The sequence below is a fragment of the Paraburkholderia caffeinitolerans genome, assembly GCF_902859945.1.
In the GTDB taxonomy this organism is placed as follows: Bacteria; Pseudomonadota; Gammaproteobacteria; order Burkholderiales; family Burkholderiaceae; genus Paraburkholderia; species Paraburkholderia caffeinitolerans.
On the sequence record NZ_CADIKL010000037.1, the window covers coordinates 19,075 to 37,926 of the forward strand.

At 62.5% G+C, this 18,852-nt stretch carries 19 protein-coding genes and 1 pseudogene; 10 read left to right on the top strand and 10 right to left on the bottom strand.

What is annotated here, in order from left to right; genetic code table 11:
• Positions 1-10 precede the first annotated feature (10 nt).
• On the bottom strand, positions 11-1,351 hold the full coding sequence (locus HV773_RS27755; protein WP_175197363.1) for an efflux RND transporter periplasmic adaptor subunit: 1,341 nt from the start codon (positions 1,349-1,351) through the stop codon (positions 11-13).
• Between the two features lie 482 nt (positions 1,352-1,833).
• Entirely contained in the window at positions 1,834-2,310 is a 477-nt protein-coding gene (locus HV773_RS27760) for a VOC family protein (protein ID WP_175197414.1), read from the bottom strand.
• A gap of 131 nt (positions 2,311-2,441) precedes the next feature.
• Between HV773_RS27760 and HV773_RS27765 the strand changes: the two genes are divergently transcribed.
• Positions 2,442-2,753, top strand: coding sequence for a cupin domain-containing protein (locus HV773_RS27765; RefSeq protein WP_175197364.1), 312 nt, complete (start codon positions 2,442-2,444; stop codon positions 2,751-2,753).
• A gap of 345 nt (positions 2,754-3,098) precedes the next feature.
• Here the strand turns inward: HV773_RS27765 and HV773_RS27770 are convergent, their stop codons facing one another.
• On the bottom strand, positions 3,099-3,794 hold the full coding sequence (locus HV773_RS27770; protein ID WP_175197365.1) for an alpha/beta hydrolase: 696 nt from the start codon (positions 3,792-3,794) through the stop codon (positions 3,099-3,101).
• A gap of 244 nt (positions 3,795-4,038) precedes the next feature.
• Between HV773_RS27770 and HV773_RS27775 the strand changes: the two genes are divergently transcribed.
• Both HV773_RS27775 and HV773_RS27780 read left to right on the top strand, forming a co-directional pair.
• The gene (locus HV773_RS27775; protein WP_175197366.1) at positions 4,039-4,377 is read left to right on the top strand and encodes a cupin domain-containing protein; all 339 of its coding nucleotides are present in this window, start codon (positions 4,039-4,041) and stop codon (positions 4,375-4,377) included.
• Positions 4,374-4,772 carry a VOC family protein gene (locus tag HV773_RS27780; RefSeq protein ID WP_175197367.1) on the top strand — a complete coding sequence of 133 codons (399 nt, stop codon included), beginning with the start codon at positions 4,374-4,376 and terminating at the stop codon, positions 4,770-4,772. Before HV773_RS27775 ends, HV773_RS27780 begins: the two co-directional genes overlap by 4 nt.
• 91 nt (positions 4,773-4,863) lie before the next feature.
• Here the strand turns inward: HV773_RS27780 and HV773_RS27785 are convergent, their stop codons facing one another.
• Positions 4,864-5,772 (bottom strand): LysR family transcriptional regulator, encoded by a 909-nt coding sequence (locus tag HV773_RS27785; RefSeq protein WP_175197368.1) that lies wholly within the window; start codon positions 5,770-5,772, stop codon positions 4,864-4,866.
• 110 nt (positions 5,773-5,882) lie between these two features.
• Between HV773_RS27785 and HV773_RS27790 the strand changes: the two genes are divergently transcribed.
• Both HV773_RS27790 and HV773_RS27795 read left to right on the top strand, forming a co-directional pair.
• Positions 5,883-6,215, top strand: coding sequence for a carboxymuconolactone decarboxylase family protein (locus HV773_RS27790; RefSeq protein WP_175197369.1), 333 nt, complete (start codon positions 5,883-5,885; stop codon positions 6,213-6,215).
• 9 nt (positions 6,216-6,224) lie between these two features.
• On the top strand, positions 6,225-6,632 hold the full coding sequence (locus HV773_RS27795) for a (R)-mandelonitrile lyase (RefSeq protein WP_175197370.1): 408 nt from the start codon (positions 6,225-6,227) through the stop codon (positions 6,630-6,632).
• Positions 6,633-6,657: 25 nt separating this feature from the next.
• On the opposite strand, the gene HV773_RS27800 is transcribed toward HV773_RS27795, so the two are convergent.
• Complete coding sequence (locus tag HV773_RS27800; RefSeq protein WP_175197371.1) at positions 6,658-7,059, bottom strand: hypothetical protein; 402 nt, start codon at positions 7,057-7,059, stop codon at positions 6,658-6,660.
• Between the two features lie 158 nt (positions 7,060-7,217).
• Positions 7,218-8,123, bottom strand: a complete 906-nt coding sequence (locus tag HV773_RS27805) for a LysR family transcriptional regulator (RefSeq protein WP_175197372.1) — start codon at positions 8,121-8,123, stop codon at positions 7,218-7,220.
• A gap of 111 nt (positions 8,124-8,234) precedes the next feature.
• Here HV773_RS27805 and leuC point away from each other — a divergent pair, with 111 nt between their 5' ends.
• From leuC to HV773_RS27820, 3 genes are all read left to right on the top strand, one after another.
• On the top strand, positions 8,235-9,647 hold the full coding sequence (leuC, locus tag HV773_RS27810) for a 3-isopropylmalate dehydratase large subunit (RefSeq protein ID WP_175197373.1): 1,413 nt from the start codon (positions 8,235-8,237) through the stop codon (positions 9,645-9,647).
• Entirely contained in the window at positions 9,640-10,284 is a 645-nt protein-coding gene (leuD, locus tag HV773_RS27815) for a 3-isopropylmalate dehydratase small subunit (RefSeq protein ID WP_175197374.1), read from the top strand. The genes leuC and leuD overlap by 8 nt, the downstream gene beginning before the upstream one ends.
• Before the next feature lie 84 nt (positions 10,285-10,368).
• Entirely contained in the window at positions 10,369-11,691 is a 1,323-nt protein-coding gene (locus HV773_RS27820) for a 2-hydroxycarboxylate transporter family protein (RefSeq protein ID WP_175197375.1), read from the top strand.
• A gap of 31 nt (positions 11,692-11,722) precedes the next feature.
• Here the strand turns inward: HV773_RS27820 and HV773_RS27825 are convergent, their stop codons facing one another.
• The 4 genes and pseudogenes from HV773_RS27825 to HV773_RS27835 form a co-directional block, all read right to left on the bottom strand.
• A complete protein-coding gene (locus HV773_RS27825) occupies positions 11,723-12,148 on the bottom strand; it encodes a cupin domain-containing protein (RefSeq protein WP_175197376.1) in 426 nt (141 codons plus the stop codon).
• Between the two features lie 47 nt (positions 12,149-12,195).
• Positions 12,196-12,300: pseudogene (locus HV773_RS37025) on the bottom strand (AraC family transcriptional regulator); the annotation flags it as partial.
• A 110-nt stretch (positions 12,301-12,410) separates the two neighbouring features.
• Positions 12,411-14,270, bottom strand: coding sequence for a dihydroxy-acid dehydratase (gene ilvD, locus HV773_RS27830; RefSeq protein WP_175197377.1), 1,860 nt, complete (start codon positions 14,268-14,270; stop codon positions 12,411-12,413).
• 129 nt (positions 14,271-14,399) lie between these two features.
• Positions 14,400-15,500, bottom strand: coding sequence for a porin (locus HV773_RS27835; RefSeq protein ID WP_175197378.1), 1,101 nt, complete (start codon positions 15,498-15,500; stop codon positions 14,400-14,402).
• A 239-nt stretch (positions 15,501-15,739) separates the two neighbouring features.
• Between HV773_RS27835 and HV773_RS27840 the strand changes: the two genes are divergently transcribed.
• Both HV773_RS27840 and HV773_RS27845 read left to right on the top strand, forming a co-directional pair.
• Positions 15,740-17,011, top strand: coding sequence for an AAA family ATPase (locus tag HV773_RS27840; RefSeq protein ID WP_175197379.1), 1,272 nt, complete (start codon positions 15,740-15,742; stop codon positions 17,009-17,011).
• Positions 17,012-17,027: 16 nt separating this feature from the next.
• Entirely contained in the window at positions 17,028-18,839 is a 1,812-nt protein-coding gene (locus HV773_RS27845; RefSeq protein ID WP_175197380.1) for a cobaltochelatase CobT-related protein, read from the top strand.
• The last annotated feature ends 13 nt before the right edge of the window (positions 18,840-18,852 follow it).

Sequence of the window (18,852 nt, forward strand, 5' to 3'; positions counted from 1 at the left end):
GGGTGATGGATCAGGACGCCGGGGAGGCTGGGGCTGCTTGCGAGGCGGCGCTGGACGCACTCGCGCCCGATGCGGCTGGCCGCGGTCCGGATTGGGCATGCGCGGCGTTGCCCATGCGCGCCGCGCTTGCACCGTGCGGCGCGCCTGGCTTGGCTCCGGAGGGCTGGATTTTCGCGCCGTCGTTGAGGCGATCGAGGCCGTCGGTCACCACGCGCTGGCCCGCCGCGAGGCCCGCGGCGATTACCGTATGCTGGCCGTCACCCGGGCCCAGCGTGACCTTGTGGACCGACACCGTGTTGTTGGCGTTCACGAGATACACATAGTCGCCGGGCGCGCCGCTCTGCACGGCGGGCGTGGGCACGAGCACGGCGTTCTCCATCGTGTCCACGAGTAGCCGCACGTTCACGAACTCGTTGGGGAACAGCGCCTCGTCGTCGTTGGGAACGCTCGCGCGCAACGTGACCGTGCCGGTGGCCGTGGCCATCTGGTTGCTGATCGCGTAGAGCGTGCCGGTGGCGAGCTCCCGGGTGTTGTCGCTGCTATAGATCGTGACCGGCAGCTTCGCGCCGGCGTTCACGCGCTGGAGCACGCTCGACAGCGAGTTTTGCGGCACCGTGAATTGCACCGTGGTGGGTTTCATCTGCGTGATGACGGCGATGCCGGTGGAACTCGACGCCGTCACGTAGTTGCCCGGATCGACGAGGCGCAGGCCCACGCGTCCCGATACCGGCGCGGTGATGTGGCAGTAGGCGAGATCGAGCTCGAACTGCTTGATGTTGGCGAGATCGGCCTTCACGGCGGCCTCGTCCTGAGCGACGAGGAACTTCTGGTCGGTATAGGTTTGCTCGGCGATCGACTGCTTCTCGTGGAGCTGCGTGAAGCGCGCGAGGTCGGCGCGCGCCTGCGCGAGCGAGGCGCGGTCCTTGGCGAGCTGCGCCTCGGCCTGCTCCTTGCTGATTTCATACTGGCGCGGATCGATCTGCGCGAGGAACTGGCCTTTCACGACCTCCTGGCCCTCGCGGTAGCCGACTTCGGTCAGGTAGCCGCTCAGTTGCGGCAGCACCGTGACGGTGGCGATTGGCGTGACCGTGCCGAGCGCGTCGAGCGTCACCGGCATCGGGCCAAGCGTGGCGGACGCAACGGTCACGACCTGCGCGACCGCGCCGGGAGCGGGCTTCTTGCCGCGCAGCACATGCATGACGACGAGCGCGACCAGCACCAGCACGACCAGCGCGAGAATCCAGCGCCCGCGACGCTTGCGCGGCGCAGGCGCGTCGGGGGCCTTGGGTGTGGGCGGCGTCGGCGGTGTCGGGGCTTGCGGAGCAGCGGGTTGGTTTGGCGTGTCGTTCATGTCAGTCTCCGCCGGGCCGCCAGGGCGCCATGCCGGTTATCGTCGGATTGCATACGCATACTCTTGGTTATTGTGTGCCGCCGATGCTGGGCGCGATCAGGCCGAGAGGGCCGGACCGCGAAGCCTGGAAACTTGCAGTCTAACCAACTCGCGCATTAATTTCGAAACGTCAGGTATTTGAAAGATTTATCCCCATTACAAGGGGTGGATTTTGTCATCCGGCGTTACGCGGCTTTACCAGTAGCGGGCTTGTGCGGGAGAGCGGTAAGCAATGGAAAGCAGCGGTAGCATGCAGTGCGCACGCTACCCGGAAATTTTTGCAAAAAGCTTTCATTCAGTGGGGCGCTCTGCGCTAGCGCAATGGCGATGCGGGTTCGGTTTCGATCGCGCAGAGCGTGGAGGGGTGTCGTGGCGGCGGAATCCAACCGCTTGGGTTTTCTGATGGGTTTCCTGATCAATCGCGAGTGGCCACGCGCTGCGGGTCAGCCCGCCGTTCCGGCATAGGCCGCTCTCAGTGCCGCGACATCGAACTTCACCATCGACATCATGGCTTGGGCCACGCGAGCGGCCTTGATCGGATCGGAATCGGCCATCATGCGCATGAGATCGTCGGGAACGATTTGCCATGCAATGCCGAAGCGGTCTTTCAGCCAGCCGCACTCGAGCGGCGCGCCGCCGCCTTCTTGCAGCGCGTTCCAGTAACGGTCGACCTCGGCCTGATCGGCGCAGTCGACCATAAGGGAGATCGAGAGGTTGAACGCCTCGGGCTGCCCGGAGCCCATGGCAATAAACGGCTGGCCGAAGAGCTCGAAGTCAACGACTTTGGTGTCGCCGGCGCTCGTAATCGGCGTGACCTTAACGATGCGCGAATCCGGGAAGATGTTTGTGTAAAAGGCCGCGGCTTCTTCGACCTGCGCAGCGGAATACCAGAGAAAAGGCGTGATTTTTTGAATCGCCATCGTGCATCTCCTGTTGATGTCGGCACCCATGTGCGGGCCGGCCGAAAGTAACGACAGTAACGCATGTTGCCATCGATCGGCGTGATACCCTCGAAGCCCATTTTGCATTGGCATCGGCCAGCCGGTTCATCATGAAAATCATTCGTAGCAGGAACTTTACTGCTGCACGCCCTTGGGGCGCGCTCGATATTGCCAATATGCGCGGAATTACTACAAGGCTGCACTGGACGAATGAACCCTATCGATGGCACGTCAACGACGGCGAAGAGGTCTTTGTCGTACTCGATGGCCAGGTCGAAATGCGCTACCGCGAAGCGGGTGTCGAGCAATCGGCGATCCTGGAAACCGGCGATATTTTTTACGCTTCCGTTGGGACCGAGCATGTTGCGCATCCGATTGGCGAGGCGCGCATTCTCGTGGTTGAAACCGAGGGCAGTGTGTAGATAGAGGTTGCGCATCTCGACGGCGCTCATCATAGGGAGGGTGTGAGGCGTGCCCGGCGGCACCAGACCGCGCGCTGCGGTGGCGCCACGAGCGCTTCTCGGCCCGCCTCGACCCACATGATGCCGGAGACGGCATAGAGCACCTGCGCCCATGTGTGCGAGTGCGGCTCGATGGGGTGGCCTCGGGGGGGAGTGGCGGGCGAGGGCGCGGGGAAGGCCCAGGGCATCGGTGAGAGGGGGCGGGGAGGCTTGGGGCATGCGGGCGTTTGCTTGCGGCCGACATCTGCGCGCGAATATGCCCGGCGCCCAGATGTCGGCTAGTACACCTATATAGTTCCGACGGAGTCAAGCAGCAGTATCGCTTGCCGCTTCGTCGATCAGGTCTGCAACGTTGGCAGCTTTCGAAGCCAGCGAAGCATGACTTGCTGCAAGGGTAATGACCTTGCGTGCGCCGAGCCGGCCAGACATCTGCACTTGATTCGCCGGCGCGATCATTCGATCCTCGCTGGAAATCTGATACCACGACGGCTTGTTCTTCCAGGCGGGCGAAGTGATGGTGTTGCCGAAGGTACTCGCGAGCGGGGCCTTTTGCGTAACGGCCATGACAAGCGCTTCGTCATCGCTCAAGTCCTGGCAGAAGCTTTCGTGGTATTTGTCGGCCTTGATCCACAGATAGCCATCGCTGTCTGGTGCGAGGTTGGGGGCGGCCACCGGCAAATGCCGCTGGGTGATTTCGCCAGGGCTCTCGCCGGCGTCAGGAGCAAAGGCTGCAATGTATACCAGCCCCACTACATTGGCGGCATTGCCAGCTTCGGTGATGACCGCCCCTCCATAGGAGTGTCCGACGAGGAGCACCGGCCCCTGGATCTGGGCAATCATTTTTCGCGTTCGCTCGGCGTCGTCGGCAAGCGACGTCAGCGGCAGTTCAACGGCGTGCAGCGCCGGATAGCCCTTGCGCGCCAACTCGACAATGACCTTACTCCAGTGTGCAGCGCCGCCCCAAAAGCCGTGGACAAGCAGAATTGCGGGTTTGGTACTCATGTGGTTGCTCCTTTGGCTAGTTGCCAATTTCCACCGATGAAAGGTGTCCAGCGTTAGTCCGGTGCTGAGTTGGGACGACGCGCGACGGAGTGCTCCCGTGGTCGACATGCATCTGGACAAGCCTGCGTCGACAGACGAAATTATTGGGTGATGAACATGGAAAAGCCATGACCATAACGCCAAAAATTATGCTGAAACGCCAATGAAAGGTGTCAGGCGAGGATATTCCTGGGGGGCAACCGGCATGCATTCGATTGATGTGTTCTCTGAAATCTATGCGCGCACGGTCATGCAGGGGCGCGTGATCGGGGCGACGACTATCGGCAGGCGCAAGCCGCTCTGTTTAGACGAAGCGGGTTTATCCGGCGTGTACATTCATGTTGTCCAGGAAGGCGCCTGCCGACGTCACGTCGATGGACGAAAGCCCGGTGCAATGTTGGTTCCGGGCGAAGTGGTGGCCGTGACGACTGCACGATCGCACCGGATCGAACTCCTGGAGCAATCCGGAGGATTCCTTGCCGAAAATTCCGCTAACGTGTGCAATTCAAAACGTCACCAACCGCCCAGAGGAAATACGACATGATTTCGCATGTTTTTGTCGGCGTTAACGACTTTGACCGTGCCTTCAAATTCTATTCGGCCGTTATGACCGAACTCGGGCATAAACTGAAGTTCTGCGAGTTCGATCAACCTTGGGCGGGCTGGATGGCCGAGGGAATGCCCCGGCCGCTCTTCATTGTTGGCAGGCCGTACGACGGGAACGCGGCAGAACGCGGGAATGGCCAAATGGTGGCGCTGCTCGCGCCCGATCGTCGATCAGTCGACAACGCGTACGCTAGCGCGCTGGCAAACGAGGGTTCGTGCGAGGGCGCACCGGGTTTGAGAACTCACTACCACCCCGATTATTACGGGGCGTATTTCCGGGATCCGGAAGGAAACAAGATTGGCGTTTGCTGTCACGATCCCGAGCCACGGTAGGTGTAGCGAGATCTTCAATGCCGCAGCGATGGCGCCATGAAGCCAGATCACTCAATCGGACTTACTCATCTCGAGGCCGGAGGTAGCCCTGTCATTCGCCAGCAGGGCTAGCGTCCATGCGCAGCGCTTCAACTACCACCGCGAGAGCTCTCGAGAATTCGCGGCGAGCCGGATAGAAGATATGAGGCCCCGGGAAGGTCGGGAACCAGTCTTCAAGCACGTACACGAGCCGTCCGGCTGCGACATGAGGCTGTGCGAGGTCCTCCGGCACGAACGCGAGCCCGGCGCCGTCGATTGCGGCGTTCAGCATCTGATACGTGCCATTGAACGTGCATTGCCCGTCCACGCGCACCTGAATTTCCTTCTTGCCCTTTCTCAGTTCCCACGCGTACAGGCCACCGCGCGTCGGCAATCTCAGCGTAATGCAGTTGTGGTGAAGCAGGTCCTTCGGTTGCCTCGGCGCCGGATGCATTTTGACGTACGCCGGTGAAGCGACAATCGCCAGACGCGCATCGGGGCCGATGCGAACCGCGATCATGTCCTTCGCGACCTGATTGCCCCAGCGCACGCCAATATCGAACCGATCCGCGACGATGTCGGAAAGGCCATAGTCCACCACGATTTCGATCTTGATGTCCGGATAGTCCGGAAGGACTTTTGACAAACGCGGCCAGAGAATCGAATCGATTGCGTAGTCGGTGGCCGTTATGCGGATGGTGCCAGCGGGTTTCTCGCGTGTTTCGACCACCGCAGCGAGTTCGTTTTCGATCTCCTCCAGCCGCGGCGCAACCGTTTTCAACAGGCGCTCGCCGGCGGCGGTCGGCGCCACACTACGCGTGGTGCGGCTGAGAAGCCGGACGCCCATTCGTGCTTCCAGCCCACGCAGCGTATGGCTTAGCGCGCTTTGCGTTACCCCGAGTTTCGCTGCGGCGCGTGTAAAGCTGCCTTCTTGGGCGACCGCGATGAAGGCCAGCAGGTCAGTGACGTTCTCACGCAGCATTGATGAATCTCGCTCATAGGTCTTAGTTCATTCTAGCGTCTAGTCGGTCGCGCCGGCCAACTCCAGAATGGCATGGACACATTGACGATGCTGAATCAAGGAGAGGCACGATGTCCACCAAACCCACCGCCGCGCGCCAGTCGTTCGGCGATCTGGCGCCCAAGCTGGCCGAGCTCAGCGATGAAGTGCTATTCGGCGACGTCTGGGAGCGTCCCCAGTTGTCGAAGCGCGATCGCAGCCTGGTGACTTGCGCAGCGCTCATTGCACTTGGCAAGACCGAGCAGATGAACTTCCATGTTCCACGCGCCATCGAGAACGGCGTCACGCGCGATGAGCTCATTGAACTGACCACCCATCTCGCGTTCTACGCGGGCTGGCCCAATGCCATGTCGACCGTGTCGAAGCTCAAGGAGCTTTTCCCGGTCGCGAAGACTGACAACTGAGGAGGCGAGATGGAACTGAAGAGACCCGGTTCACAGCCGTCGATTAAAGGTCCCGCCGAATGGTTTACCGGCACCGTGCGTATCGACCCGCTGAACGCTCCGCCAGCGCCTGCCCGGGTGTCATGCGCAAGCGTGACGTTCGAACCCGGCGCAAGATCGAACTGGCACACGCATCCGCTTGGACAAACCTTGCTCGTGACGGCCGGCTGCGGCTGGACGCAGTGCGAAGGCGAAGCCATCGTCGCAATCCGCGCGGGCGATGTGATCTGGTGTCCGCCAGGCCACAAGCATTGGCACGGTGCGTCGCCAACGACCTCCATGACACATATCGCAATCCAGGAGGCGCTGGACGGCAAGAACGTCGAGTGGCTGGAGCCCGTGACGGACGAGCAATACCTCGCCGGGCCGCCGCAGTGATTGCGGTATCCGGGCTGGCGGACAACTATCCGACAAACCGAGCCCAAACCGCACGAATGCGCCGCGCGCGATCTTCAAGGAGATATGAGGCGATCAGTGCGAGCAGTCCTGAGAGGATCCCCGTCATGATGTGCTCGACGACGGGAATACGGTAGTGGCTCTTGTGCGAGTAGGCGTCGCCCAGCGTGGTCAGGCAGCCGACGATGAGTGCATTGCCGTATCGATGCGCATAGAGTTTTGCCGCCGGCGTGAAAGTTAGCAGTACGGCCAGAATTCCGGTGAGCAGTCCGGTATGGAGGGCAATCGTCCAGTGGGCGAGACTCGTGACATTGCCCCAGCTACCCGGCATGCAGGTCATGCACGCGCTGGTGGGCTGCCAGAAACGCTGGACGAACAGCCGGGCGCGGCGCTTCCATTCTCCTGACATGATGTATTCCCCGTCGCGATCCCGTTATCGACTCCGCTAGACGTTTCGCCAGCGTACTCTTGAGTTTCAAGGTCTGTATCGGGTGGTTCGATTGTTAAAGCCGATCGGACGGTCCACCTGCATGGCGAAACAGTCGCCGGCGTCGTGTTCTCATTTGATTACCCATCGAGCGCCACAGGGCGATTCAGATATTCGCCGAGAAATTCAACGAACAGCCGTACCTTTGCTGACAAGTTAAGCCGCTCGGGATAGGTGGCGTAAATATCGGCGGCCGGCAGCGACCAGTCCGAGAGGACCTGGACCAGCAAACCCCGCGCGATGGCGGTCCGCACGTCCCACTCCGAACGAACCAGCACGCCGTGACCGTCAATCGCCCAACGCAAGGTCGCCTCACCGTCGTTGCTGCTCATGACGCCATGCACCTTGACGAGTTCGTGCCGCTTTCCTTTCGTGAAGTGCCAGGTTCCGTAAGCGGTATCGTTTTCGCGCAACACGATGCAAGCGTGGTTGCGAAGGTCGCCGGGTGCTTTCGGTAGACCATGCTTGTTCAGGTAGTCCGGGGATGCGCAGACGAAGCGCCGGTTCAACGCAAGTCGCTTGCCCACCACCCGTTGATCGGGAAGCTCGCCAAACCGGATGCCCACGTCGTATGCCGTTTCCGCGAGATTCATCGGACGGTCGGTGAGTTCCAGCTGGATCTCGACCTCGGGGTAACGATGCCGAAACTCGGATAGCGCGGGAACGATATGGCGGCGGCCGAAGCCGAACGTCGCGTTCACCTTCAGCAGTCCTTGCGGGTAGTCCCGACTGCTAGAAACTATCCTCTCGAGTTCCTGAACCTGCTCCAGCAACCGCGATCCTGTTGTGAGGTAGACCTCGCCTTCGTGCGTCATCGCGAGCCGCCGCGTGGTTCGGTTCAGGAGCTTGACGCCGAGACGCCGCTCAATCTGGCTGAGCCGCGCGCTCACTGCCGGCGGCGTCACGCCCAGCTCGCGCGCCAGCGCAGACAGGCTGCCCTGCGTCACCAGCCGTGCAAAGAAATCGAGGTCCGCAATCGGATCCATTTTAAAGTTTAATTTAATAATAGGTTAAGCCAGCATCGATTTTAGCGCGCCACCCACCGAATTACACTACCCGAAACGTCCGGCAAGGGCGGTCAGGAGAGTGGAGAAACGATGGGAAAGACGCTTTATCAAAAGATTGTGGATAGCCACACGGTGTTCCGGGTCGATGCGCAGCACGTTGCGCTTTACGCCGACCTGCACATCATGAACGAGTACACGAGTCCGCAGGCATTCGCCGGGCTTGCCGAAAAGAACTTGCCGGTACGCTGCCCGGAAAAGCAGATGGGTGTCGTCGATCACGTGATTCCGACGCATCCCGTTTCCGTGGACAAGCGCACGATATTGATCGACGCTGCGGCGCATCAGGCCGCCAACTTCACCCACAACTGCAAGAAGCACGGCATTCACTTGTTCGATGTGAAGGATCGTGAGCAAGGCATCGAGCACGTGGTTGCACCCGAGATCGGGCTCATCCGTCCTGGGATGGTCGTGCTGTGCGGAGACAGCCATACGACTACGTATGGAGCGTTGGGCGCGCTCGGGTTCGGCATCGGGACGTCGGAAGTCGAACATGTGCTTGCCACGCAAACGCTGATTTATCGCGTGGCCCGCGATATGCGGATCGTGGTCGACGGCACATTGCCAATGGGTACCACGTCCAAAGACCTGGTGTTGTACATCATCTCGAAGATTGGTGCGCAAGGCGCGCGAGGTTTCGTTGTCGAGTACGCCGGGCAAGGCATCGAAGCGCTCTCGGCTGAAGCCCGCATGACCTTGTGCAACATGACGGTCGAGGCGGGCGCTCGGGGCGCGCTCATCGCACCCGACGCGACTACGGTTCGTTACGTGGCCGAGCGTATGAAAGGGCTGAGCGACGCTGACGTGCAAGCAGCAGCGAAGCAATGGCCCGAGTCCAAGTCGGATGCGGACGCAGCCTTCGACGTCACACACCGTTTCGACGCAACCGATGTCGCGCCGTTCGTGACATGGGGTACCAGCCCCGACCAGGCGATTCCAGTGACCGCCAATATTCCGCGTTTGCCGGAAGGTCCCGGTGAAAGCCTCAACGCGTCGAAAGCGCTTAACTACATGGGGCTGCAGGCGGGGCAGGCTGTCGACGGCCTTGCCATCGATCACGTATTTATCGGCTCCTGCACGAACGCGCGTATTGAAGATCTGCGTGCGGTTGCCGATGTCGTGCGGGGACGCAAAGTCGCGCCGTCGGTTCGTGCAATGGTCGTGCCGGGTTCGGGGCGTGTTCGCGAGCAGGCCGAAATAGAGGGCATTGCAAAAACGCTCATCGACGCAGGTTTCGAATGGCGGCAGCCCGGTTGTTCGATGTGCCTCGCCATGAACGACGACATTCTGAAGCCGGGGCAACGCTGTGCCTCGACCACCAACCGAAACTTCGAAGGCCGCCAGGGCCGTGGCGCGCGCACGCATCTCATGAGCCCGGCGATGGCTGCTGCTGCTGCGCTCGCAGGACACATTGTCGATGTACGCAAGGAGTTCGCGCATGTTTAAGCATTCCATCATTAGCGGCGTTGCCGCGCCGCTGCCGCTCGACAATCTGGACACCGACCAGATCATGCCCAAGCAGTTTCTGCTGGGAATCGATAAATCGGGTCTTGCGAAAGGGGTGTTGCACGACTTGCGCATTGACGCTGCAAGCGGCCTTCCGCGTCAAGCGTTCGTGCTCAACAAGCCCGAATATCAGCATGCGCGCATTCTCGTGGCGGGCGCGAATTTCGGCTGTGGCTCGAGTCGCGAGCACGCGGTTTGGGGTTTGCAACAAGCGGGATTCGACGCGGTCATTGCGCCGAGTTTTGGAGAGATCTTCTACTTCAATTCGCTTAACAATCGGCTGTTGCTAATCATGCTGGACGCGGAGGCTGTCGGCCAATTGACTGCCTTGGTCGGCCAGCCGGAGACGAGCGCGCTGATCATCGATCTTGAGAATCAAATGGTCGTGGCGGCGAACGGTTCGCAATATCCGTTCGATTTGCCCGCAAGACAAAAGCGCATGTTAATCGAGGGTCTCGACATGATCGGCATGACGCTCAGCGAAGGCGCGCTGATCGACCAGTTCGAGTCGCGTCATCACGCGGAGCACCCGTGGATGACGATCGATCTTCCGAAGCAGCAACGCGCAGCGAGATAAGAGGCGCGCGAAGCGTCCTTCTTCATGGGCGAATTCCGCATGGTGCGCCCATGAAACAGCTCACATTCAAATCAGGAGACATTGATGGAAAGCTCTTCCGTACGCACCGCTGGCGTACCAACCGGGACTCTCGCAAAAATCAGGTTCACCACAATTGGCGGGATGCCCATTGTGATGTTTGCGGCGCTAGCGCTGGTGACCGTCCTCGCAGCGCTAACCAAGCGGCTGCCGAACGACATGATCGGCGGCTTCGCGGTGCTGATGCTGTGCGGCCTTCTGCTTGGCGAAATCGGCGGCAGAATTCCGCTCTTCAAGCACATTGGCGGACCGGCTATCCTTTGCCTCTTCGTTCCTTCTGCATTGCTCGGCTATCAGGTGATGGACGACGCCATGCTCAAGGCGATCACCACGACCATGAAGACGGCAAACTTGCAGTACTTGTATATCGCCTGTCTGGTTGCCGGAAGCATCCTTGGGATGAATCGCAAGATCCTTATTCAAGGATTCCTGAAGATGTTCATACCGTTGCTGGTGGGAACCGTTGCGGCAATCGGCGCTGGCATGGTGGCTGGCATCGCTTTCGGGTACGACGCAAAGCACGTCTTTTTCTACATCGTCATGCCGATTCTCGGCGGCGGCATTGGCGAGGGCATCCTGCCGCTCTCGATCGGGTATTCGGAGATCACCGGGACCGCGCAGGGGCATCTTATTGCAATGATGGTGCCCGCCGCGCTGATCGGCAACGTTGTTGCAATCCTTGGCAGCGGTTTGCTTAAACGGTTTGGCGAGAAGCATCGCCGCTTCAGCGGCGATGGCATGCTGGTCAAAACCGGCGAGGATCAGGAACTTCTCAAGGCGCAAAAGGCGGAGTCGGCGCTGGATTTGCGGCTCATGGGCTTTGGCTTGCTGCTTGGCTGCACGCTTTTCATCCTGGGTAGCCTGCTGGCGCCGATTACCGGAATTCCAGGCCCGGTCCTGATGATCATTGCGGCCGCCGTCCTCAAGGTATGCCGGGGAATCCCGGAGTCGATGGAAGTTGGCGCTTATCAGATGTACAAGTTCATGTCGACGAACCTGACTTTCGCAATCCTCGTCGGCTTGGGAGCGTTGTTTGTTTCCTGGGACAAGCTGATTGGGGCATTCTCGCCAGCCTACTTTGTCATCTGCACGGTAACGGTGCTTGCCATGATCGTCTCGGGTTTCTTTGTCGGGGCTTGGCTCAAGTTGTATCCGGTCGAATCGGCGATTGTTACCGCCTGTCATAGCGGCTTGGGCGGAACCGGTGACGTTGCTATCCTTTCTTCCGCGAATCGCATGGGGTTGATGCCCTTCGCACAGATCTCGACTCGAATCGGTGGCGCCGGGATGGTTGTGTTCGCAACCTTGATGATGAAGTGGCTATCGTGAAAGATTGCCACCCGGTGTCAGGCGCTTCGCTTCAAACCCACTGATCGTTCGCAACCGTGCGCTCGCTGGCGGCGTTCTCCCCGGTATTCACAACGCCGCGCGGCTCGATCAGAAGCACTTTTACTTCGCCCAGCGCGCAGGGTTTGTGCTCGACGCCTTTCGGCACGACCGCCATTTGACCGGCGCGCAGCAGGATCGAACCTTTGCCCTGTGGGCCGCCGCGAAATTCGATGCGCAATTCGCCGTCCAGCACGATAAAGGTTTCATCGGTATCGCTGTGTTGGTGCCAGACGAATTCGCCCTCGAGCTTGACGACCTTGAATTGGTAATCGTTCATTTCCGCGACCACACGCGGTTGCCAGTGGCCGTCGATCAGGGCGATTTTGCTAACCAGGTCGATTGCTTCGCATTGGCCGCGCGCGGCGGGCGCAGTTTGGGAAGGCGTGGATGCAGACATTGTTCTCTCCATGCAGGGGTGGATGTATGGCACAGAATACTCAACCTGCGGAAATCGTGCGAGAGGCTCCAGCGATCTCGGCCCGTTGAGATTTCCACTTCGTCTAGCGTGACCACGCGCGTGAAGTTCGCATGCAGATAGTCGTGCAGCCGCACTTGCCGCCGCGCATGAACAGCGCCCTATAACAAAAAAGCCGCTCCAAAGAGCGGCTTTCGATCAGAAGGAAGGCGTCGGGTCAAAGCACCCCGGCGCCAATCCGACTTCAATCCTCGAGCAGCGAAAGATCCCGCACTGCACCCTTATCCGCCGACATCACGAGCTTGGCATAAGCCTTGAGCGCCGCCGACACCTTGCGCGGACGCGCTTTCACCGGCTTCCATCCCTTGGCGTTTTGCTCTTCGCGACGGCGTGCGAGTTCCTCGTCCGACACGAGCACGTTGATCGTGCGATTCGGAATGTCGATGCGGATCTTGTCGCCATCGCGCACGAGGCCGATCGCGCCGCCCGCTGCCGCTTCAGGCGAGCAGTGGCCGATCGACAGCCCCGAGGTGCCGCCCGAGAAGCGGCCATCGGTCAACAGCGCGCAAGCCTTGCCCAGGCCCTTCGACTTGATATAGCTCGTCGGGTAAAGCATTTCCTGCATGCCCGGGCCGCCCTTGGGGCCTTCGTAACGCACGATCACCACGTCGCCGGCCTTGACCTTGTCGGCGAGGATGTTCTCAACGGCTTCGTCCTGCGATTCGGTCACGTGCGCCGTGCCTTCGAACACGAGAATGCTGTCGTCCACGCCTGCCGTTTTCACTACGCAGCCGTCGAGCGCGATATTGCCCGTGAGCACCGCGAGGCCGCCTTCCTTCGAGAACGCATGCTCATACGAGCGGATGCAGCCTTCGGCGCGGTCCGAGTCGAGGCTCGGCCAGCGCGTGTTCTGGCTGAAGGCAACTTGCGTCGGCACGCCAGCGGGACCGGCCATGTAGAACGTCTTGACTGCGTCGTCCTCAGTGCGAACGATGTCCCATTGGTCCAGCGCATGCTTGAGCGAGGGCGCGTGCACGGTTGGCACATCGGTGTGCAGCTTGCCCGCGCGCTCCAGCTCGCCCAGGATCGCCATGATGCCGCCCGCGCGGTGCACGTCTTCGATGTGGTACTTGTTGGTGTTGGGCGCCACCTTGCACAGCTGCGGCACGACGCGCGAGAGGCGGTCGATGTCGGCCATGCCGAAGTCGATGCCCGCTTCCTGCGCAATGGCCAGCAAGTGGAGGATGGTGTTGGTTGAGCCGCCCATGGCGATGTCCAGCGTCATGGCGTTCTCGAACGCCTTGAAGCCCACCGAGCGCGGCAGCACGCGTTCGTCTTCCTGCTCGTAGTACTGGCGCGCGAGTTCGACGATGCGGTGGCCGGCGCGCTTGAACAGCTGTTCGCGGTCGGCGTGCGTGGCCACCACGGTGCCGTTGCCGGGCAGCGAGAGGCCCAGCGCTTCGGTCAGGCAGTTCATGGAGTTGGCCGTGAACATGCCCGAGCACGAGCCGCAGGTCGGGCAGGCCGAGCGTTCGACTTCGGCCACTTCGGCGTCGGAGTACTTGCTGTCCGCCGCGATCACCATGGCGTCGATCAGGTCGAGCTTCTTGACTTCGATGGCTTTGGTGACGGGGTTGGCCAGACGCGTCTTGCCGGCTTCCATCGGGCCACCCGAGACGAAGATCACGGGGATGTTCAGGCGCATGGCGGCCATCAGCATGCCCGGGGTGATCTTGTCGCAGTTGGAGATGCACACCATGGCGTCGGCGCAGTGCGCGTTGACCATGTATTCCACGGAGTCCGCGATGATTTCGCGGCTCGGCAGCGAATACAGCATGCCGTCGTGGCCCATGGCGATGCCGTCGTCCACCGCGATGGTGTTGAATTCCTTGGCCACGCCGCCCGCGGCCTCGATTTCGCGCGCAACGAGCTGGCCGAGGTCTTTCAGGTGCACATGGCCCGGCACGAACTGGGTGAACGAGTTGACCACCGCGATGATCGGCTTGGAAAAGTCGTCGTCTTTCATGCCGGTGGCGCGCCACAGGGAGCGCGCGCCGGCCATGTTGCGGCCGGCGGTGGAGGTCTTGGAACGGTATACGGGCATCGTGGTTGCTCGAGAGTGATTTTTGCAAAAAGGTAGCGGGCCGCGGGATTAAAGGCCCCCTGAGCCCGTGCGAACAACCTCTTGAGCTGCACTCTGGGCAAACGTTGATTATCCCACACCCGCCCCTGGTCAGAAGATGTGGCGCATGCCGGCTGCCACACCGGTCTGGTTGTTGCGGCTGGGGAAGTCGGCCGTTGCCGCGCCCGAGCCGTGCGCGTAGTCGACCGTGCCGTAAATCTGCGTGCGCTTGGAGAGCGCGTATTCGGCCAGCACGACGGCCGTGTAGCGAATGCCGGTGCTCAGGGTCGCGCCGTCCGCGTTCAGTGCGTTGCTGGCGTGGTCGTAGTAGTAAGCGGCCGTGAGCGTCAGCGGCGAGGTGATCTGCCACACGGCGCCGGCGTAGAGGGCGTTGTCGATGCGGTTGGTCTTCGTCACGGGCGCCGCGAAGCTGGCCGCCGGCGAATTGGCCGAGGCCATGTACAGGTCGACGATACCGGTGTTGTCCTGACCCCACAGCCAGCCGGCCATCGCCTTGACCGGGCCGATCTGGTAGACGCCGCTCACGTTGACCACGCGGTACTTGTTGTTGTACTGGTCGCTGTTCTGCTGGTAGCCGACGTCGAACGAGGCCGGGCCGTAAGCGTATGCGGCGGTGAAGCCGTACATGTTGTTCGCGCCGGTGCTGCCCGGCACGCCGCCGAAGCTGTACATGCCTTCGAGTTCGAGGCCGCCGAAATGGCCGTCGTACTTGACCGAGCTGTTCTGGCGCAGGCCGTAGCCGAGCGCGCCCGGCAGCCAGCCGTCCTGGTCGAAGTTGCCGACGGTCAGCGGGTCGTACAGATTGCCGAGCTGGTCGAACAGCGGCGTGTTCTGGCGGCCGAACGTGAGCGCGCCATACTGGTTGCTCTGCAGGCCGACGTACGCCATCCGGTTGAACAGCTGGTTCTGGCTGCCGGCCATCTGGCCGTTCCAGAGGTTGAAGCCGCTTTCGAGGCGGAACACCGTCGAAAGGCCGCCGCCCAGGTCTTCGGAGCCTTTCAAGCCCCAGCGGCTGCCGGTGATCGGGCCGACGCCCATTTGCACCTGGCTGTCGTTATGGGCGTTGGCGTTGGTCAGGTAGCGCACGCTGGTGTCGACGATGCCGTACAGCGTGACCGAGTTTTGTGCGAAAGCCGATTGGGCTGAAATCGCGAGCAGGGCGGCGCCGAGCGCTGCGGTGGTCTTCTTCATGTGTTCCCTGTTTTTAGTCGTTTGGCCTGCGTCGCACGGGGGCGTGGGGACAGGCCCGCGCGCGAAAGGGGCGATAATATTGCGAATCGTTCACATTTCCGCAACAAATTTGTCGGTGTGTCGCAGTGCTGCAACAATGGTTGACGCCGGATGCTGCCAGCCGTCCGCCGGCGGCCGTGTGCCGCCGGCGGGTAAGATGGGCAGTTCCTACCCTTGGTCGGGTCCGCGCCCCTTTTCCGATGAACGCTTCCCCTCTCGCAGTTCACGACGACGGCCCCGAGGGCGTCTACATGCGCGGTTCGGGTGATGCGCGCGAATGGTGGCGCGTCTCCCTCTCCGAGCGCGCCAATATGTTTCGCATCGAGCACGGCCATGGCGACGCTGCCACCGGCGAGGTCGATATCGATACGGTGGTCGACCTCGATAACCTTGAAGCGAAGCTCCTGAAGTGGCGTCGCGAGGGCTTCGTGTCCGACGCGGGCCGCGAGGACGAAGCACGGGCCGCCGAGGTAGGCAGCCGGTTCGGTGTAGAACTGCGGCGCGTGGCGGCTTCGGTGCGGGCGGCGCGCGAAGTGGGCGATGAAGCCGGCAGTGAAGTGCGGCCTGTGGGCGCGACCGTGCGCATCGGCACCGTCGATATGCCTGTCGCACAAGAGGGCTCGCCGGCTTCGCAAGCGCTGGTTCCGCGCATCAATAACGCGTACCTTTTCACGGCGCGCACCGACGACATCGCCATGGACATCGTCGAAAACCGGCGCGTGATGCTGATCGGCCACACGGGCTCTGGCAAGACCAGTTTCATCGAGCAGGTGGCCGCGCGCACGGGCCACGGCGTGCTGCGCGCGAACATGAACGGCCAGACCACCATCGGCGACTTCGTGGGCTTTTGGACCGTGAAGGGCGGCGAGACGGTATGGGTGGACGGCGTGCTGCCCATTGCGATGCGCGAGGGCTACTGGCTGATCATCGACGAACTCGATTTTGCCGAGCCGTCCATCCTTGCGGTGCTGACCGCCGTGCTCGAACCGAACGGCAGGCTGCTGCTCAAGGAGCGCGGCAATGAGATCGTGATACCCCATCCCGAGTTTCGCCTCTTCGCCACGGCGAATGCGGCGGGCGCGATGAGCGCGTATCGGCACTTGTATCAAGGCGCGAATCTGCTCAACGAGGCCTTTCTCGACCGCTGGCGTGTGTACCTGTTCGACTACTTGTCGAAAGATGAGGAAACCGAAGTATTGCGGCGAACCTTGCCGCAACTCCCGCCCGCGCTCGCGCCGACACTCGCTACCATCGCCGCTGACTGCCGTGCCGCGTTCGCGCGCGAGGACCTCGCGAGCACGTTCTCCACGCGACGCCTGATCGACTGGGCCGAGCTGATGCTGCGCACCGGCGACGCGGAGCGCGCCGCCGGCCCGTCGATCTACGCGAAAGTGAGCGCCGAGGACGCGGCGCTCATTCGCAGCATCATCCGCCATCACGCGATCTTCGACGCCGCTCCGGACGCGAGCTAGAGGCGGGCCGCTCATCATGGATAGCGCACGGCACGACGATCTGGAAGCGCGTCTCGGCAAGCTTGCGCGCGTGTTGACGGGCGAGCCGCGCCTTGCCGTGTCGATTGGCGCGGGCGGGCCGCGCGTGGAGCGCGGGCGCTTCGTGTTGCCTTCGCATGCGGCCGAATCCACCGATTCCACCGACCTCACCGAAGCCGATGAAGACTTGCTGACCGGCTACCTTGACCTGCTCGCGGCGCGCTGGCGGCATAGCGCGCAGCCCCGGCTCGACACCGCCCAGGCAGGGGTGACGGGGCGCATTGCGCAGGCCGTCGAGGACCGGCGCGTGCTTGCCCGGCTCGCAATGGCTTATCCGGGCGTGCGCCGTTATGTCGAACGCTTGCGCGTGCAGCTTGCGCGCGATGCATCGCGGCGCTGGGGCGCGCTCGCCTGGCGAGAGCGGCTCGTGTGGACCATCGAGCGTGCGCTGTGGGAGGAGGCGCCTGGCGCGCGCGAGCAAGACGCGGCTTCGCTGGCGGCCGCGTTGCGCGTATTGGACGACCCCGAGGGGCCGCTCGCAGCGGCACGCGCGAGCCGCTCGACTGGCGAGAGCGTGCGGGCCGCGCAGGCCATCGTCGCGGCTGTGCGTTCGCTGGCGTCGCGCGGTGCGAACAATATGATGCAGACGGCGCGTCCGCTCGAAACACTCGACGAGGCAACGCTCGCGCGCGAACTCGACGACTTCGGCGCGCACGACGACATCGATCTCGCCTCGCTGCCAGACGATGCCGCCGCCGCCGGGGCAACGCGCTATCCAGGTGCGCCGGCACTGGAAGCCGCAAGCGAGGCGCTCGGCGATGCTGCTTCGGCGCCCGGCGCCACGCTTTCCGAGGCCGATGCCGTGCCGCCGCGCGTGTCTTCCGGCGATGCTTCGCGCGCGAAGCCAGTCCGCTCACTCCCGCTCACCGCGGCGTTCGACGTCGTGACCGACCTCACCGGCAGCGGCGACGCCACGGCGTGGCGCAAGCTGCGGGCGCTGGCGCGCGCGGAGACGGGCGCGCTAAAGACCCAGCTCGAACGCGCGCTGAAAGCCGACGAACTTACGCACTGGAAACGCGAGCAGGAGCGCGGCGAGATCGACCGCGCGGCGCTCGCGCGACTTGCTGTTTCGCGCGGCTATCGCACGCCGTTTCGCGTGGCCACGCACGCGAGCGGCCGCGACGCGGCGGTGACGCTGCTGCTCGACCTCAGCGGGTCGATGGCGGGGCGCAAGATCGAACTCGCGCGGCTGTGCGCGGCCGCACTGGCCGATGCGCTCATGCAGCTCGGTTTCGATTGCGAAGTGCTCGGTTACAGCTCGATCGAGTCGCCCGAAATGCGCGTGCAATACGAGCGCGCACGCGCGGCGGGCGCGGACCTGAGCGGCTACAACCGCTTCGTCGAGCGGCTCGATCTGCGGGTTTTCAAGCGTTTCGACGCACGCAATTCACATGATGCGAGCGGTCTGGCGGCCATCGAATGCGGCCACGAGAACCCCGACGGCGAGGCGCTCGCGTGGGCCGCCGCGCGGCTTGCCGAGCGCAAGGCGCGGCGGCGCCTGCTTTTCGTGCTCTCGGACGGCTACCCCTCAACGAGCGACGGCGACCCCGCGGTCTTGCGCAGCGACTTGCATGCGCGCGTGGCCGAGCTGGGGGAGCAGGGCATCGAACTTGTCGGCATCGGCATTCAGGACGACGCCGTCGAGGCGTTCTATCCGCATGCCGTGGTCGTGCACAAGCTGCACGAACTGCCTGCCGTGGCGTTCGCGACGCTGAGCCGGATGCTGACGCGGCGCTCGCGCCGGGTTTGATTTCGGCCACTGC

Coding starts and splice junctions, on each gene's coding strand:
- HV773_RS27755 (WP_175197363.1), bottom strand. CDS start 1,351: ATGAACGACACGCCAAACCAACCCGCTGCTCCGCAAGCCCCGACACCG.
- HV773_RS27760 (WP_175197414.1), bottom strand. CDS start 2,310: ATGGCGATTCAAAAAATCACGCCTTTTCTCTGGTATTCCGCTGCGCAG.
- HV773_RS27765 (WP_175197364.1), top strand. CDS start 2,442: ATGAAAATCATTCGTAGCAGGAACTTTACTGCTGCACGCCCTTGGGGC.
- HV773_RS27770 (WP_175197365.1), bottom strand. CDS start 3,794: ATGAGTACCAAACCCGCAATTCTGCTTGTCCACGGCTTTTGGGGCGGC.
- HV773_RS27775 (WP_175197366.1), top strand. CDS start 4,039: ATGCATTCGATTGATGTGTTCTCTGAAATCTATGCGCGCACGGTCATG.
- HV773_RS27780 (WP_175197367.1), top strand. CDS start 4,374: ATGATTTCGCATGTTTTTGTCGGCGTTAACGACTTTGACCGTGCCTTC.
- HV773_RS27785 (WP_175197368.1), bottom strand. CDS start 5,772: ATGCTGCGTGAGAACGTCACTGACCTGCTGGCCTTCATCGCGGTCGCC.
- HV773_RS27790 (WP_175197369.1), top strand. CDS start 5,883: ATGTCCACCAAACCCACCGCCGCGCGCCAGTCGTTCGGCGATCTGGCG.
- HV773_RS27795 (WP_175197370.1), top strand. CDS start 6,225: ATGGAACTGAAGAGACCCGGTTCACAGCCGTCGATTAAAGGTCCCGCC.
- HV773_RS27800 (WP_175197371.1), bottom strand. CDS start 7,059: ATGTCAGGAGAATGGAAGCGCCGCGCCCGGCTGTTCGTCCAGCGTTTC.
- HV773_RS27805 (WP_175197372.1), bottom strand. CDS start 8,123: ATGGATCCGATTGCGGACCTCGATTTCTTTGCACGGCTGGTGACGCAG.
- leuC (WP_175197373.1), top strand. CDS start 8,235: ATGGGAAAGACGCTTTATCAAAAGATTGTGGATAGCCACACGGTGTTC.
- leuD (WP_175197374.1), top strand. CDS start 9,640: ATGTTTAAGCATTCCATCATTAGCGGCGTTGCCGCGCCGCTGCCGCTC.
- HV773_RS27820 (WP_175197375.1), top strand. CDS start 10,369: ATGGAAAGCTCTTCCGTACGCACCGCTGGCGTACCAACCGGGACTCTC.
- HV773_RS27825 (WP_175197376.1), bottom strand. CDS start 12,148: ATGTCTGCATCCACGCCTTCCCAAACTGCGCCCGCCGCGCGCGGCCAA.
- ilvD (WP_175197377.1), bottom strand. CDS start 14,270: ATGCCCGTATACCGTTCCAAGACCTCCACCGCCGGCCGCAACATGGCC.
- HV773_RS27835 (WP_175197378.1), bottom strand. CDS start 15,500: ATGAAGAAGACCACCGCAGCGCTCGGCGCCGCCCTGCTCGCGATTTCA.
- HV773_RS27840 (WP_175197379.1), top strand. CDS start 15,740: ATGAACGCTTCCCCTCTCGCAGTTCACGACGACGGCCCCGAGGGCGTC.
- HV773_RS27845 (WP_175197380.1), top strand. CDS start 17,028: ATGGATAGCGCACGGCACGACGATCTGGAAGCGCGTCTCGGCAAGCTT.